The sequence below is a fragment of the Candidatus Binataceae bacterium genome (assembly GCA_035508495.1).
In the GTDB taxonomy this organism is placed as follows: domain Bacteria; phylum Desulfobacterota; class Binatia; order Binatales; family Binataceae; genus JASHPB01.
The window spans coordinates 69,577-85,995 of the sequence record DATJMX010000050.1; the positions used below are offsets into that span (position 1 = coordinate 69,577).

9 protein-coding genes are annotated in these 16,419 nt (G+C 60.8%); 5 read left to right on the plus strand and 4 right to left on the minus strand.

What is annotated here, in order from left to right; translation table 11 throughout:
* Positions 1-103 precede the first annotated feature (103 nt).
* From VMA09_16340 to VMA09_16350, 3 genes are read right to left on the minus strand one after another with little or no spacing between them, the layout of a single operon-like run.
* Positions 104-565, minus strand: coding sequence for a pyridoxamine 5'-phosphate oxidase family protein (locus tag VMA09_16340; protein ID HUA35180.1), 462 nt, complete (start codon positions 563-565; stop codon positions 104-106).
* Complete coding sequence (locus VMA09_16345) at positions 565-5,037, minus strand: DEAD/DEAH box helicase (GenBank protein ID HUA35181.1); 4,473 nt, start codon at positions 5,035-5,037, stop codon at positions 565-567. Before VMA09_16345 ends, VMA09_16340 begins: the two co-directional genes overlap by 1 nt.
* 39 nt (positions 5,038-5,076) lie before the next feature.
* On the minus strand, positions 5,077-5,496 hold the full coding sequence (locus tag VMA09_16350; protein ID HUA35182.1) for a universal stress protein: 420 nt from the start codon (positions 5,494-5,496) through the stop codon (positions 5,077-5,079).
* A 118-nt stretch (positions 5,497-5,614) separates the two neighbouring features.
* On the opposite strand from VMA09_16350, the gene VMA09_16355 reads away from it, so the two are divergent.
* Positions 5,615-7,648 carry a tetratricopeptide repeat protein gene (locus tag VMA09_16355; protein ID HUA35183.1) on the plus strand — a complete coding sequence of 678 codons (2,034 nt, stop codon included), beginning with the start codon at positions 5,615-5,617 and terminating at the stop codon, positions 7,646-7,648.
* Here the strand turns inward: VMA09_16355 and VMA09_16360 are convergent.
* Positions 7,645-9,294, minus strand: coding sequence for a vanadium-dependent haloperoxidase (locus tag VMA09_16360; GenBank protein ID HUA35184.1), 1,650 nt, complete (start codon positions 9,292-9,294; stop codon positions 7,645-7,647). The two genes, VMA09_16355 and VMA09_16360, sit on opposite strands and share 4 nt — an antisense overlap.
* A 255-nt stretch (positions 9,295-9,549) precedes the next feature.
* Between VMA09_16360 and VMA09_16365 the strand changes: the two genes are divergently transcribed.
* The 4 genes from VMA09_16365 to VMA09_16380 form a co-directional block, all read left to right on the plus strand.
* Positions 9,550-10,272: a hypothetical protein gene (locus VMA09_16365; GenBank protein HUA35185.1), complete on the plus strand. Its 723-nt coding sequence runs from the start codon at positions 9,550-9,552 to the stop codon at positions 10,270-10,272.
* A gap of 122 nt (positions 10,273-10,394) precedes the next feature.
* On the plus strand, positions 10,395-10,565 hold the full coding sequence (locus tag VMA09_16370) for a hypothetical protein (protein ID HUA35186.1): 171 nt from the start codon (positions 10,395-10,397) through the stop codon (positions 10,563-10,565).
* Between the two features lie 225 nt (positions 10,566-10,790).
* Positions 10,791-15,386 (plus strand): hypothetical protein, encoded by a 4,596-nt coding sequence (locus VMA09_16375; protein ID HUA35187.1) that lies wholly within the window; start codon positions 10,791-10,793, stop codon positions 15,384-15,386.
* Between the two features lie 46 nt (positions 15,387-15,432).
* Positions 15,433-16,419 (plus strand): S8 family serine peptidase (locus VMA09_16380; protein HUA35188.1); only part of this gene is annotated, 987 nt, incomplete at its 3' end.

Genomic DNA, 16,419 nt, shown 5'->3' on the forward strand with positions numbered 1-16,419 from the left:
GCGCGAGGGGATTCATTCAACCTGCGAATGCGACAACGTCCCTCGCTTAAGTACGCCTCATCCTCTGAATCCCTCGCCCGTTATTAACGGGAGAGGGAAATTCTTAGCGCGCGCGCATTGCGTAGATTCTTGTGATCGTCACTTCCAGCTCGACGACCTTGCGCGGCGTGCCGTCCTGGCCGGCGCGGGCGTCGCGCAGGGAGTTGGGAATCTCACGCGCCCGGCCATAGACAATGACGGCGGCGCCTTCGGCGTTCCATGCTGAGAACGCGACGCGCGGGTTCGTTGCGAGATCGGTGCGGCGTATCGTGTTGTCGTACACGACGAGGCGGATTTGCGCACCGACGATTCGCGCGTGCACGGGCGCGATATGCGGGGCGCCGTTCGGACCGACCGTGGACATCGCGATCAGCCGATTGTTGCGCCAGAACTCGGCGAGCTCCGCCGCGCTCATCTGCCGCGACGGAAATGCGATCGACCCCGCGACCGCGGGCGAAGCCGTCTTCGTACTGCGATCGATTATCTCTTGAATCGCGGTCAGATCGGGATTTTCTACCAGTTCCATCAGCTACTCGCGCGCGGAGCTCCCGCGGGTATCGGGCCGGGCAGACCGTCATAGACGAGCGCGCGGCCGTCGGAATGAAAGCGCATCGCGGCCAGCGCTCCCACGCGCGGCGACTTGAGCGCGGGTGCGCCGTCGATCGTATCGATCGTGACGCGGCGCTTCATCGCGATGATCGCCGCGACCGCATCGCGAAAACTTTCTTCGTCGATCTCGCCAGCCGACACCATCGTGCGCGATTGTAAGCCTGCCGCGAGGCGGCCCGCGCGCAACACGACGATATTCGAAGCCTCGCGCGCGATTCCGCAACCGGGAAGCATCGCCCCAAACGGATTCGCCGGATCGGTGGCACTGAGAGCAAGCGTCCGTTCGCGCGCAGGATTCAGGCCGCGGGCAGCGCGAAGCTGCTCGACGGCCTCGGGCAGTGCGTACTGCTCGGCTGAGAGCGATCGCACGAACCATCCGCGGCGAATCACGCCGCCGTATTCGAGACGCCGCAGCGCGAAAGAGATTTCGCTCCACGAAAGCGGCATCGCTTCGAGTGCGAGCATCTCGCGCGACAAGATTCCGTTGCGCTCGAGAAGCAGCATCGCGAGATCGCGCGTTTCATCCTGCTGATCGGCGGCGGCAGGTGGCACGCGCAGAGCTGACCATCTACCCGCGAGACTCGACTTGAGCCGCGCACGCACGGCGGCATCGCGGCGCGTCGGCGGGCGGCCCGGTATCGGATCGAGCACGCGCGCCGTATCGGCATCCGTCGCAAACATACGCAGCGGTGCGAAGCTGTCATTGGTCACGCGGCCATTCGAGGCCAACCTCCACAATGCGGCGAGGGCATCGCGCTCGGAAACGTTGACGCGATCTGAAAGCTCGTCAAGGAACTGTGCGCCCGCGGCGTTCAGCGCGGCGAGCACCGCCTGCTCGTTCGGATCGGATGGATTGCTGTCTTGACGAGGAGTGAACAGAGTTGATCCGCGCGGCACGAACATCACGCGCTCGGGCGTGTTCGCGATCCGCCGTTCCTCGGTCACGCCGATCCATACGTACTGGCCGCCGGCGAGCACCAGGTCGAGCATCTCGGGCCGATAGCCTGGGATGCGCGCGGGCAGAATCGACCGCTCCCATTCGTCGGGCGTAAACGCCATCCCGGCGAGTTGTTCGAGGACCACAGCGATACCGTTTTGATTCGCCGCGATATCTGTCCCGCCTGCATGCATCCAACGCAGACGAAAGGCCCCGTATTCGTCGTCGGCGCAGGGCTCGATCTCGGCGCGCACACGCGCGAGCGTCATGCGATGGATGCGCTCGAGGTTGTAGCGGTCGCACCATTGGATTTCGTCGGAGCGCGTAAAGTGTCCGCGAAAGATCGCGCCCTTCGATTCCAATTGCGCGAGAATCGAGGCGATTCCACTTTCCTTGAAGCGCAGGCGCTCCGCGATTTCGCGAACGACGACCGGCCCTGAAGTTCGGAGCGCGCGCCGCGTCAGTTCCTCACGCGCGTCGTCCGCTCCTGGAGCGGCCGTGGCAGATTCACGGCCGTAAGCCGCCGCGAACAGCGCCTTGTCCTCTGTTCCGATGAGCCACGCCGGAAGCTCAGCTTGAACGACGCTCGAGATACGTCCATCTTCGCGCAAGCGATCTAGCATTGCAGTCGCACGCTCGCCGACGCGCAGGACGACTTCGTCTGCCGTCAGCGCGCCATGCGATTTGATGAGCTCGAGCAACTCGTCGGCGTCGCGCGGCCGGCGCGCCGGATCCAAACCAGTGACTTCGGCGGTCACTGCTGCCACCGCTTCGCCCGCGAGCATCTCGGAGAGATCCTCGCTGCGGAACACGTCCTCGGCCATCCCGCGATTCATCGAGACGGTGCGGCTGCGCCGGTTGCCGCGCTCGCCGTCATCGAGGAACGAGTAGTCCCACGCGAGCAACAGGCGATGCGCAAAGACCGACGGCGCGACCGAATCGACAGTAGTCACGCGCACCCTGCCCTGCTCGATTCCATCGAGCGTGCTTTCGATCCGCGCGATATCGGCCGACTCGGTCAGGCATTCGTTGAGCGTCTCCTCGACGATGTAGTGCTCAGGAATCGGAATCGCGGGCGGGCGATTTTCGAAGCACGCCTGCTGTCCCGGAAAGAGCGCCGACAATACTTCCTGTGTGCGCAGGCGCTGAATCCAGGCCGGCACCTTGCGCCCGCGCGACGAGCGCATGATCGTCAGCGCGCGACTCGCGACGTGACGGAAGCGCACCTCGAACATCGGCGCGGCAAGGAGCGCCTGCACGAGAGTGTCGCGCGCGTTGCGCGCCTTCACCATCGGAAAAAGATCGTCGAGCGGAAAGCTGTGGCGGGAATTCAGCGCAAGCAGCACGCCGTCGTCGATGGCGGAAGCCTGGATCTCGAAGTCGAACGACTGGCAGAGCTTCTTGCGAATCGCGAGGCCGAAGCCGCGATTGAAGCGGATGCCGAACGGCGAATGGATGACAATCTGTGTACCGCCGAGGCCGTCGAAGAAACGCTCGATCACGACGTTTCGATCGTCGGGCACGGTGCCGAGCGCCAGGTAGCCGCGACGAACGTAATCGACCGCCTGGGTCGCCGCGCGCTCGCTCATTGCGCATTCCATCATGAGCCAGCGAGTCGCTTCGTCGCCGTGCTCCATGCGCTTCACAATTTCGTGCTTGAGATTCGCAATCTCACCCGATAGCGCCGGCGACCTGCCGCCTGCTTCCGTTTGCCAGAAGGGCAGCGACGGCGCCATGCCCGGCGCGGGTTCGACGAGCAAACGGCCGCGCGAGATTCGCCGGATCATCCACGGCATCGAGCCGAGCGAGAACACGTCGCCGCGCGACGATTCCTGCGCGAAGTCTTCTTCGACGTCGCCGATCTTGCGGCCTTGGGATTCGATCACGACGTCGTAGTTACCGGCCTCGGGAATCGTGCCGCCCGAGGTGATCGCCGAGAGCCGCGCACTGCGGCGCGGGCGCACGCGATGATTAACGCGGTCGAAGAAGAGCTTGGGCGCCGCACCCATGATTCGTTCGGGCAATTCGGTCGCCATCTGCTCGAGCAGATGCGTCAGCTTCGCCGCGTCGAAATCGCGGAAGGTGTACGTGCTGCGCAGGATGCCGAGAAGATTAGCCTCGCTGATTTCGTCCTCATCGGCTGCAATTGCGACGATCTGCTGCGCAGCCACGTCGAGGCATCCGGTGGGAATCTCAACTTCGTCGAGGATGCCGTGACGAATCGCGCGCACCGCCGCGCCGCATTCGAGAAGATCGTCGTGCGTCAACGCGAAGAGCCGGCCCTTGGGCGTCGCGCCGAGGCTGTGGCCCGAGCGGCCGACGCGCTGAATCGCGGCCGAGATCGAGCGCGGCGAATCGAGCTGGCAAACGAGGTCAACCGCGCCGACATCGATTCCAAGCTCGAGCGACGAGGTCGCGACGATCGCTTTCAACTCGCCGCGCTTGAGGCGCTGCTCTGCCAGCAGACGCTCAGCGCGCGCGAGGCTGCCGTGATGCGCCATCACCGCGTTCGCGCCGAGCTTCTTCTGGAGATTCAGCGCGACGCGCTCAGCCCATCGCCGCGACAGCGTGAAGACGAGAGTCGTGCGATGCTCGCCGATGAGGCGCGCGACTTCGTCGTACATCGCCTCCCAATTCTCGTGCGTCGCCAGTGGGCCCAGGTCCGGTCCAGGAGACAAGACTTCGAGATCCATCTCGCGCGCGCGATCGTCGGCGCGCACAATCTTGACCTGGCGTGGCACGAGATCGGCTCCAGGACCCGAGGCGTCGTATCCGCCAAGAAACGCCGCCAGCTTTTCGATCGGATTGAGAGTCGCCGAAAGCCCGACCCGATTCGGCCGCGGGCTGCCCTCCGCACGCACCATCCGCTCGAGGCGTTCGAGCGTGAGCGCGAGATGCGCACCGCGCTTATTGCCGGCGAGCGCGTGGAGTTCATCGACGATCACGTGACGAACGCGCTTCAGCTTCTCGCGGAACTTCGGCGAGGTGAGCAGGATGAACAGCGACTCGGGCGTCGTGACGAGAATATGCGGCGGCCGCCGGAGCATTGCATTGCGCTCCTTGGCGGACGTGTCTCCGGTGCGAAGGCCGGCGCGCAGACCGCTCAGATCGACCCCCAACTCCTTGCCGGTGTCGCATACGCCCTGGAGCGGCTCTTCGAGATTGATTCGGACGTCGTTGGCTAGTGCCTTCAGCGGCGAAACGTAGAGGACCGAGACCTCATCCTGAAGCGCGCCGCGCTCGGCCTCCTTCACGAGGCCGTTGATAGCCCACATGAACGCGGCGAGAGTTTTGCCGCTGCCGGTGGGCGCGCAGAGCAGAACGTCGTAGCCACCCGCGTCCTGGGCCGCGCCGATAATCGGCCAGCCGAGTTCCTGCGCCCGCGAAGGCACGCCGAAGCGGCGCTCGAACCAGGCGCGAACGGCGGGATGGAACGCATCGGATGCGGGCATGAGGTAGTTATATCATCCCGCAACGGTTGTCAGAACGAGTTACGCGTGATGCAACGGGCGGACGGTCAGGACCGGGCGTTCGGCTTCGCGCACGACACGCTCCGCGACGCTGCCGAGCAGGAAATGCTCGATACCGGTGCGCCCATGCGTCGCCATAACGATCAACTCCGCGTCGAGATCGTTGGCGGCCTTGACGATTTCCTGCGCAGGGTCGCCAGAGCGAATGATGATCTCGTGGGGCAGCACGCCTTCGAACCACTTGCGCGAGATCGCGCGCATCGAATCCTGCGCAACACGCAATTCGTCCTCGGAGGGCTTCTGGCCCTCGCCCGGTATGATGTAGAGCAGGATCGCACGGCTCTTGGTCTGTTGGCCGATCTTGCGAACCATCTCGACTGCGGGAATCGAGACCCGGTCGAAGTCGATCGGACACAGAATCGAGCGAAAAAGCGTTTCCATCGGATGCATCCCTCCGGGCTTGGCGCCTCTTGAAAGACTATCAGCAAGAGCGCTGCCACGCGCGCCAAATTCCTTACGATCGGCTAGGCACTAACACTCAGGCGCGGCGGCGGCGTTGATGCCACGATCCTGGGCATCCGCAATGGCGCCCAAGTCTCATCATGAAGCGCGCAATGGTCGCGATGGCCGCGCCGCATCGCGAGCCGCGCACGCCGGCAACGCGGCCGCGATGCGCAGGCGCGCAGACCTCGCATTCGCGCAAGGCAATGCGATGCTGGCGCAGGGCAAGACGGCGGACGCGGTTCAGAAGTACATCGAGACCCTGAAGATCGAGCCCGATTTTCCCGAGGCTTTGTGCAACCTGGGCTCGGCGCTCTCGCGGCTCGATCGTCCCGGCAGCGTGGCGACTTCAATCGAATGCTTCCAGCGCGCGATCGCGCTCGCGCCTCGCTATGCGCTCGCGCACAACAACCTGGGCGCGGTGTTCGCGAACGTCGGGCGGCTTAACGATGCGTTGGCGGAATATCGCCGCGCGGTTGAGCTCGATGGCAAGTATATCGAGGCGCGATGCAACCTCGCAGGGATGCTGCTCCAACTCGGGAGCCCGGCAGACGCGGTGGCCGAGTATGCGCGCGCAATGCGGCTCGATCGATCGAATTCGATCGCACGCGAGGCGTTGCTCAATCTGGCGAATCTCGCGGAAATCGAAGGACGGATCGAGGATGCGGAGGCGATCTGTTCAGAACTCGCGAGGGTCCGGCCTCACGACATCGCGGCGCGCGTCAGTCGCGCGCTGATAATGCCAGTGGTTCCGGAGTCTCGCGAGCAGATCGAAAGGGTGCGCGTGCGTATCCGTGATTCGCTCGCGATGCTGACGCGCGAAGGAATCCGCCTCGACGATCCGTATAGGCAGTTCGGCAAGACGAACTTTTACCTCGCGTACCAGGGGCTCAACGATCGCGAGCTTCAGCAAACCATCGCGAAGTTCCATCTCGACGCGTGTCCCGAGCTTGGATGGATCGCGCCGCATTGCCTCGCACCGCGAAAAGCCGCGGCGCGGCTGAAGTTGGGAATCGTTTGCGAGTACCTTGACGGTCATACGATAGGAAAGCTGTATCGAGGGATCGTCGAAGAGCTCTCGCGCGAGCGTTTTGAGATCGTCCTGATGCGGGCGCATCGCGAGGCTGACTCGGCGACGACGCAGATCGACATGCTAGCGGATCGTGTCGTGGACTTTCCGCGCTCGTTGAAAGAGGCGCGTGAGATCGTCGCGGCCGAGCGCTGCGACGTCATATTTTATCCCGAAATTGGGATGGACGAGTTCACCTACTACCTCGCCTTCGCGCGGCTCGCGCCCGTGCAATGCGTGTCGTGGGGGCATCCGGTGACGACCGGGATTCCCGCCATCGACTACTTCATTTCGGGGCGCGCGGCGGAGCCGGACGGGGCTGACGATCACTATTCGGAGCGCCTCGTTCGTCTGACGAATTCTCCCGTCTGTTATCGCCGTCCGCCGCGCCCCGACCATCCTCTCGCGCGCGAGCGCCTCGCGCTGGCGCCGCAGGCGACGCTCTACCTATGCCCGCAGAGCCTGTTCAAGTTTCATCCGGATTTCGCAGAGGCGCTTGCGACGATCCTGCATAACGATCGCAACGCGCATCTGTTGCTGATTCGCGGCCGGCAGCCTCACTGGCAGGAGTTGCTCGAAGATCGGTTCGCGCGAACAATCGGCGATGTCGCAGGCAGGATCGTCTTCTACCCGCCGTTTCTGGGTGAGGATTTTTTTCGCTTGCTGATGACGGGCGATGTGATGCTCGATCCGTTTCATTTCGGTGGCGGCAATTCGACTTACGAGGCGCTGGCGATGGGCCTGCCGATCGTGACGTTGCCCGGAGAGTTCATGCGCGGCCGCGTCACCAGTGCATGTTACGAGCGGATGGGAATCGGCGATCTGATCGCGAGCGATGCAGCGTCGTACGCGGGCATCGCAATTCGCGTCGCCAACGATCACGCATGGCGTGCGAAGCTGTCGGAGGAGATCCGGCAACGATGCGCGGTGCTTTACGACGATCGCAACATCGTACGCGAGATCGAGAATTTCTTCATCACCGCATACGAGGCCAAACGCAGTAACGCGAATGCCCTCTCCTAGACAGTGATCGTCGTGCCGTCGAACTTCGTGAACGTGAAGCCGTTGAAGTTCTCGTTGTAGGTAGGTTTCTGGTCGCGAAGGATCGTGATCGCCAGCGCCTCGCCCAGCAGCAGCGATTGTTGGTAGTCCGAGCGCCAATGCACGCCAGCAAGGTTGCGACCGATAGCTATATTTGCCGCCACCTTGTTCAGCTCGCCGCCGACCGTGATCTGACCCGCATCACTGCCGGTATACGGCACCAGCGAAAGGCCGTCGTCGGACGCCATCACGGGACTGGGCAACACGAAATTCTCGTTGAAGAACGCCTTGAGCACGGTCACGCAGGCGCCCGCGACGGTCGCATGGCCCGCGCCGTACGACGGATGCTGCGGGCATCCTTCGGGAAACGCCTGCGGCAGCAACCACGAGTTATACGTTATGTGAACTGCGTCCATCGCATCGGAATTGAGCAGGTCGGGATGGAGCGGATAGGTCCGCTCGTTCGACAGCGTCAGGTGGGCCAGTCCGCCGAATTCCTCGGGACGCAGCCGGCGATGCACGAACCATTTCTGATACCAGACTGCCTTGAGCGCGCGGTCGGCGACTTCCGCGAGCAGCGCCTTGATGTGCGGAATACCAAATGTCCCGAAGCCGCTCTGCGTTTTCGAGTGCAGGTAAGGATTGCCCGCATTGAGCGGCGCGTTGATATCGACCAGGTAAATGCAGGCAAAGAGATACGCCTGGTAGAGGATATCGACGTGCACCCAGGCGGCGATGTCGCGGCCGTTGCGCAGGTAGCGGTGCGTCGAGTCGAACGTGGGTGCTGTAAACGGATAGTTAATCGCGCCGTTCTGAGTCGCAAGGAATGACGGAAAATCCGTCATGTAATCCTGTCCCGCGACGAACGTCTTGATGCGCTGATCGATCGGTACCGCGCCGAATTGGAGCGGCTGCACGAGAAACTGCGAGAAGTAAGGACCCACCAGATCGCCGGCCGTGAAGCCGCGGAACAGCGTGCCCGGCGTCACCTTGCCGCCGATCCTGGGCCCGCGGAAGTCTGACAACTTGTTAAGATCCGCGCAGGCCGCCGCGACTCCGGAATCGGAGTCGTAGTCGGCGAACGGGACATCGCGCAGAAGCGCCGCCCAGTAGAGCTCAACCGCTTCGCCCGCCTCCTCTGCGCTCGCGAGTGCTGGCGGCGGCTCTTCAACGAGCCCATGGCCGTCCTGCCCCTCGAGATCGAAGGCAAGACCCGACTGCGGATCGACCAGCGGCACGTCGCCGCCAAGAGCGAGTTGCTCGAAGGCCGCGGGATTACCACTGTTCAGTGTCTGGATGAATCCTTTCCACGCCGACAGATCGACTTCGCCAAAACTGTTGTGCGGCAGGCCCTTGGAATAGCTGGCGATCTTCGTGGAATAGAGCGATTCGTCGCCGTTGCTCGGATGGTTGTAGGCGAAGGTGTTGAACTCGTTGCGTGCCGCGCCGTCCTTGAGATTGACCGCGCTCAGATTGCGCAGGATCGTGCTTCCGGCGCCGCCGGGCTGCGGAGCCGCATCGACGACGACAGCCGATCCGGCAAACGCGGCGAATGCTGCCGCGCCGCCTGCCGCTTTGAGAAAATTACGCCGGCTGGCCTCAAACTTCGACCCCTGATCGTGCGACATCGCATCCTCCCCCGCGGCGATCCGCGTGCACGCATATCTCTACTGGCCTTTACCTGATAACATGATGTTATCTTCTCCCCCGATGCGCGCGCGGCAATCGAAATATCGTCAACACGGTTTAACGTCAAGCGGTCCCTCGACGTGACTGAACGGCCGGCCGAAGAGCGGTCCTAGCGTGACAGATTCCGCTGCGATATTGGTGATTCAGAACCTTTCAGGAAAGCCAGCCTGGTGACTTCTTGACAGCATTTTTCGATGAACCAATCGCAAACTGCCAAGTTTGACTTTAAGCACCTCGCTGCGCTCATCAAAAAGGCGCCCGGTCCTGCTCCGTGGTTCTATCCGGAAGGCAACGCCGTTCCTTCAGAAGTCGGGACACTGCGCTGGCATGCAGGCGACAATGGCATCGAGCTTCTGGATGTTGAAGGCGCTGCTCTCCTTCTGCTTGGCGATGGTACTTATGCAATGCCTCTCAGCGATCGACAAATCGTCGCGTGGCACGAGATTGGAAGGATAGGCGATGCGCCGGGTGTTGACGTCTTCCTGTTCGACTTCCGAAAACTGAATCCCTTGCCGCGGCCGCAGCTGACCGCAGCAAAGATTGGTTTCGTCGGAGAACCGACGGCGACAATCCGCGTTTCAGGTTCGCTCCAATCGGGGCTCAACCGATTCGACTTCCCAGATGCTTTCCGAAGTCTGCCCGAGATCCTGATTCTTGGCGACAACGCCTGGATTCGCGAATCAGTTTCGATACGCAACACGGCGAGGCGAGCTATCTATTGCCTGCGTCCTCGACAAGCCGTGATCGAGGTCCTTCCACAAGACTGGTATAACTACGAAGAGTATGACCGCGGCTACCAGTGGATAACCAAGGTGGCGCGCGATCCAGTTTCGGGCAGGATCGTCGGCGCGGGCATGCGTCTTAAATCGTTCGTAATTGATGCGAGCGGCGGCAAGATCGATACGATCTTCGACTAGACCACCTCGCGCGCCGTCGCTCAACGGCGCGCAGTGAGATTTGCGGCAGCGGCGCGCGATCGAGTTTCAGGCAGGATCGTCGGCGCGGGCATGCGTCTTAACTTACTGCAGTAGTCCAGGTCGTGAAGCCCGAAGTATGGGCGAACGCCTACTACAAGGGACACATCGTGTTGGAGCAGGCCATCGGAAACTACGTCTTGGGCAAGGCCACGAGCGACGACTTGGGGCAGGCTTGGCACGTCGCGCAGCAGGGCTTGCCCGGCGTGGTTAGCGGAACAGAAGAGAAGGCTTAGCGTGTCTGTGATTGGCCGCTTCGAGCGACCCGAGATTTCTTTTGTCGCGAAAACAACAAAGTGTAAAGTTTCATTGCACTCGGGCTGAAATGGAGCAGGTCGACGAGATTACGCCGGCCCGTTCCACCGGAAACGGACCCGGTCAGGCAATGCGAGCGGCGGCATACGATCGGAACAACATCGATATAGCTCAAAGACAGAAATTTCGAGTGGGGAAGGATCGCGATGGCAAATGCACAGCTCCGAACCGACGCAAACTGGATTGACTTTGGCGACCCGACAACCAAGCAAAAGCTTGGGACACTGCGCCAGGTGACCCTGCATAGCTGGAAAGAGGACAGCGACAAGGACGGGCGCGATAGGTTTGAGTTGACCGAGACCAATCGGGATCAATGGTCAATTTATCTATTCGATAGTTCTAGGAAGGTTTCGCTCCAGGTCGACCTGTTCAAGAAGATCATCTACTACAGCGACCCAAACGCGCAGCGGCGCGCGCAGTATGGGATCCTCTCGTCGGCGTCGCAGCCGACGGGTTGGCTCGCCAATCACGTCGAGTACGGATCGGATCCGAAAACCATCGAGGGGAGCTTCAAGCAGGTCGGCGCCACGGATTGGAGCGAAGACAAGACAGACGGTAAGACGGCCTTTAAATTTTCCGAGACCGGCCGCGATGACTCGTCGGTCTATCTTCTCGATTCGAGCCGCAACGTTCGAATTCAGTTGGATTTATCCCGTTCGATCGTGCTTTGCCAGAGCGGCAACGAAAAGCAACAGGAACTCTACAAGGTCATTTCTGCTTCAGCAAAAGTTAATGGCTGGCTGGTCAATGAAGTCGATTACGTTGCCGGGGGCACGGCGATTGCCGGATCACTGCGGCAAACCGATTCGCACACCTGGATTGAAGAAAACTCGATCGACGGCAAAACCAGTTTCCAATTTACTGAAACTGGCCGCGACGATTGGTCGGTCTACCTGAAAGACAGCTCCAGAAACGTCTCCTTGCAGCTCGATTTGTTCGAGGGCGCCATCTTCTATAGCGATCCGAAGAACCCGCGCCGGCAGCTCTACACGATCGGACGCGCCGACGTTTTGCCCCTGCTCAATCTGGACAATGGCAAGACCGTCAACCTGGTTGCGTATGGCGATTCGACCGGCAAGCTGCTCGGGCACTTCCGCCAAACCAGTGAGCAGACCTGGTCAGAGGACAGCGAAACCAAGGGGCGCAATGTCTTTGCTTTCAGCGAGATCGCCCGCGACGACTGGTCCGTATATCTATACGACGCCAGCCGTAAAATCTGGATTCAGGCCGATTTGTATACGCGGAAGATCATGATCCAGACCGCAGGCGCGCAGCCGCAGGCCCTTTACGACGTCCTCAGCACTTCGTCGGTCCTGAACGGATGGCTGGTCAACGTGGTTGAATACAACAGCAGCCCCACCACACCACAGATACTGCGTCAGGTGGGATGGACCGCGTGGGCCGAATACAAGACCAAGGACAGTTCGCTCGCCAACCATTTCAACGAGACCGGGCGCGACGATTGGTCGGTGTATCTGACTGATCCGACGCGCGGCGTGAAGCTGCAGGTCGATCTTTATCGCAAGAAGATTCTCTATGCCGCCGGCAATGCGCCGCTGGCCGATCTCTGCGACATCACCGCCAAAGGCCATCAGTCTGAGCTCTGGCGCCTGTCTCATAAGATCACCGTGCGGCCAGCCTTGACGCAGGATTTCGATCTCGCGCCGAACGGCGGCGCGCCCGTCGCAAGGCCAGTGTATCGGGCCTCAGTCTCGGTTCCTGTCCAGGTCACGAGTGTCGATGTTTGGGCTTCTGAAGAAGTGAAGCTGACTATCAACGATACGGTTTACACGATCGATCAGGTGCAGACCGCGACCGTCAGGCCTTCGGTATTGTCCAAGCTGTCGATCTCGATTCCTGCGACGGAGGTCGGATGCCCGACGCTCTTCTTGCGCACCAACCTGATGAAGGCCTCCGATCCGCCGCATATCGTGACGCCCGATGTCGAGGTGCATCGCAAGATCAATAACCTTCCCGATGGAGCTATGTATGCGGCCCGCCAGCAGTTAGGTATCAGCGCCGCATTCAACGGCAAACCCGCCGACGTCGGCGCGGTACAGAAGAGCCTGCAGAACCTTACCGCCGCGGTGCAATACTCATACAACGACACTTACCATGGCGTGCATCACGATCGGGCAGTGCTGCCGTCCAACATGTCGGACTCACACTTCGAGTTGGATTTTTCGAGTGGCGGCGCGGCCTACAATCCCCTCACCAAACAACAGGTAGTCGCGAAGACTCAGAACGCGCGCCGCGTTACGACAGCCGCGGCGCAAGACTTGGGCGATGACTTTCGTAATTGGTTCCACCAGAGCGCGAGCATCGTCGTTCATACGATGGACTCCGTCGGCAACACCATCGATGAGACCGCTACTCACGCCGCTAAAGGTCTCTCACAGTCGATCAGCGCGGTAGGCGAAGATGTTATTCACGGTGACCTGCAAAAGGCCGGCATGGATTTGTACACTGGCGGCGAGAACCTGGGAAAAACTCTCGTCAAGGGCACTGAGACCGCGCTCGGCGAAGCCGCGAGCGGCGCGCAACAGGAACTGGCTATTACATTCAAGCTAGCCTCGGAGACGGTCCAGGTGCTCATAGCCGACACTGCTGCGCTTGGCAAGGCGATCAATTCGTTGCTCGACAAGCTTGGCACCGAGGCGGGTAAACTCATCGGCTGGCTGCTCGACAAGGTGGGCTGGGGCGATGTCATGCATACTCAGCCGATCCTGCTCGATGCGCTCAACAACAGGTTGGATCAAGGACTGGCGTTCTTCAAAAACGCCAAGAGCAAGGCTGACAATTTCTTCAACCAACAAGCCAAGGCGTTGGACAGCGCGATCGATCAGGCGATGTCAGCCTTCGGGGTCGAGAAACTCGTCTCGCAGCAGCCGGCCACGCCCGCGGAACTCTCAGGCGCGATCGAGAAGGTCGAGTGGCTATTTGGAAAGCTCACTAATCAGTCCCAAGGCTCGGCCCTTTCGATACCGGGCCTCACGCTGATAAGCGGTGCCGTTGCTCACAATCCACTTACGGATTTTATCTCGATAGTCGCGAGCAAGGTCGGCGCGGATGGTTCCACGATCATCGCCGCGCTAGGCGATGCCTACGAACATCTCAAGCGCTTATTCAATAACAACGGGTCAACTCCTCAAGATCTGCTCGGAGTAGTGTTGGAACTAGTGCGGGCCGCGGCTCACATTGGCCTCGACATCGTGAGCGCCGTGGTAGATGCGATTCTCGATATGGTCATCACGGCCATTCCCCAGCTTAAAACATTCGGTAACACCGCGTTGGACATTCCCTTCGTGTCTTCATTTTATGAAGGCCTGACCAACGGTCAGAAGCTCACGCCTTTCGGACTGGCAGCATTCGTCGTCGCGATTCCACTCACCCTGCTCCATCAGGCGATCGAAGGGAAAAGACCATTCGACCACGTCGGCGCCGCTCAAGAGCAGAGTGGCATCCCGGAAGTCGATGACCCAGTGGGTTGGAGCTATGCTTATGCCACATGCCAGCTAGTGTTGAGCATCAGCTCCGCGGCCAACGACGCGATCAACTTTGCCAAGGATCGAAAGACGCGCCAGGCGGACAACAATTCCATCCCAATGCAGCCTATGAATCAGGCCGACGCAGGAGGGTTACAGGACGTTCCCGACGAGCCACTACCACCTACAGGTCAGATCGAGGCTGGTCCCGATGCGGGCTTCCATGACGTCGATAATTCAGGTTCGACGCTGGGGCATATCAATGTTGCTGACGCAGGAGGGTTGCAGGATGCTCGCGATGAGCCGCTGCCACGCGCAGGTCAGGTCGGGGCGGGTCAAGATGCGGGTTTCCGCGAGGTCGAAGATCCGGCGCGGCCGTCCGTTGCAGGCAACGCTGGCGACGATCTCGAAGGGTTCGAGGATGCCGCTGAGGATGGCAACCCTGCCGAGACGGAAATGGCGGAGTTCAGTTGGTTAGATTCGATGTTTGGCGCAATCAATCTCAGCGTAGGCGTTATCTCATCGATGGCGGGTGCTCCTGTACCTCTGAATCAAGAGGTTACAATGCCTGACTACGGTTCTGTGAAAGATGTTTTCGAGGCGCCAAACTATTTTTCCAACGTGTCGTTCATGTACGGCTGTGCCTGTTTCGCTTTTGATTCTTTATTCTTTGTTTACACGATGATCGGCACACGCCAGCAGAGTATCACCGCGGCTGCACTCGCACAGGCTCAAAGCTATGTTGGATTGTTCGATTTCGTGCGTGGCCTGGCCGGTTTCGCCCTGATGATCACCTTGTATGTTTTCGACGAAAAGAAGTATTCCGACTTTCAGGCGAAAATGAATGATACTACCGATCCGACGTTCGCCACCCAGGTTGTGGCGAGCACGACTTCCAACTCGGTGCAGCTACTCAGTGACCTTGAAACCTATGTAAGCAAAAACTATCAGAGTGTACAGCTTGGTGGGCCGGTTACGGACCCGAGCACCGCGCAAGGATATCTCACCGATTTGGCAAATTTCTATAACTGGGCGCGCGGGAGCGCGACCAATCCGGTCATCCTGGGTATTTCGGAAAAGACGTTCGGCAACTGCATGGACACGTTCCCCGACATCGGCCAGCTCGGGGTCTTCAAGCCGTTGGTTGAGGCGACCGAGGGCATTTCGTTGCTGGTCACCGTGGCCTTCGACGGCATCGCCCATCTGGCGGAAGGAATAACCTACGCGGTCAGAACCAAATATAGGCGGCTCTATTGATGCCGAAGTAGCGAGTATCCATGCCGCGGGATATCGCGGCCAAGGCGTGCGAATTGGCTGCCTCGATACGGGAGTTGACGGCGGCCATCACGCTTTGCGTCAGCGAATCGCGCGCTTTCGCTACTTTGGCGCTGACGGTTATTCGTGGCGGGAGTGCGCCGCGATGGATTCCGCCTCGCACGGCACTCATGTCGCCGGTCTCATCGCAGGAAGCGCTCAAGATGGCTTAGTCCTGGGAATCGCACCCGGGTCGCAGTTGTACTGCGGCGCTGTAATCGAGGAGGGCGCCATCCTCGCGCGTATCCTGCTCGGTCTGGATTGGCTCGCCGGCTGTGGTCTGTCTGTAGCCAATCTGTCGTTGGGAATAACTACCGCTTCGCCTGTCTTCCGCACTATGATTCGAAGGCTGGTAGGTCAGGACGTCCTGGTTGTCGCGCCGATCGGCAATCGAGGTGCAGGCGGCGCATGTGCGCCGGGGACGTATCCGGAAGTGCTGTCTGTCGGAGCAGCCGACGAAAGCGGGCGAGTGGTCAAGTTCTCCGGCAGCTTGAACAACGCCACCACCAAAGCCTGCGAAAAGCCCGATCTCGTCGCCCCAGGCGTCGATCTATTGTCCACTGTTCCGAGCGGCGGATTTGGAGTGCGCAGCGGAACCTCGATGTCATCGGGGATTGTCGCCGGAATGGCGGCCGTCCTGCGCGGCGCCTTCCCGGAGGTTCCGGCCATGGCTATCGCGAACGCAATGCGGCAAACCAGTCTCGCGCTTGCGTCTGATCAACCTCTGCGCTCGCGATGCGGTTTGGTGCAACTCGGGAAGGCGTTCGAGTATCTCCGCCAAAAAATCGAAACCGGGATATCAGATCCTCAACCAAACGAGCCGTGTTCCAAATACGTAGATCCGCGACTGGTGAGCAAGTTGTCCTGTGCACTGGATAACAGCGCTCAGGATGCGATTCTCGAGTTCACCGATAATGAAGCCCGTCGGGATTTCGAAGCCGCTCTTTGCCGGATGCAAGCAGCGAGGTCAGGAGAC

Coding starts and splice junctions, on each gene's coding strand:
- VMA09_16375 (HUA35187.1), top strand. CDS start 10,791: ATGGCAAATGCACAGCTCCGAACCGACGCAAACTGGATTGACTTTGGC.
- VMA09_16340 (HUA35180.1), bottom strand. CDS start 565: ATGGAACTGGTAGAAAATCCCGATCTGACCGCGATTCAAGAGATAATC.
- VMA09_16350 (HUA35182.1), bottom strand. CDS start 5,496: ATGGAAACGCTTTTTCGCTCGATTCTGTGTCCGATCGACTTCGACCGG.
- VMA09_16355 (HUA35183.1), top strand. CDS start 5,615: ATGCCACGATCCTGGGCATCCGCAATGGCGCCCAAGTCTCATCATGAA.
- VMA09_16345 (HUA35181.1), bottom strand. CDS start 5,037: ATGCCCGCATCCGATGCGTTCCATCCCGCCGTTCGCGCCTGGTTCGAG.
- VMA09_16365 (HUA35185.1), top strand. CDS start 9,550: ATGAACCAATCGCAAACTGCCAAGTTTGACTTTAAGCACCTCGCTGCG.
- VMA09_16360 (HUA35184.1), bottom strand. CDS start 9,294: ATGTCGCACGATCAGGGGTCGAAGTTTGAGGCCAGCCGGCGTAATTTT.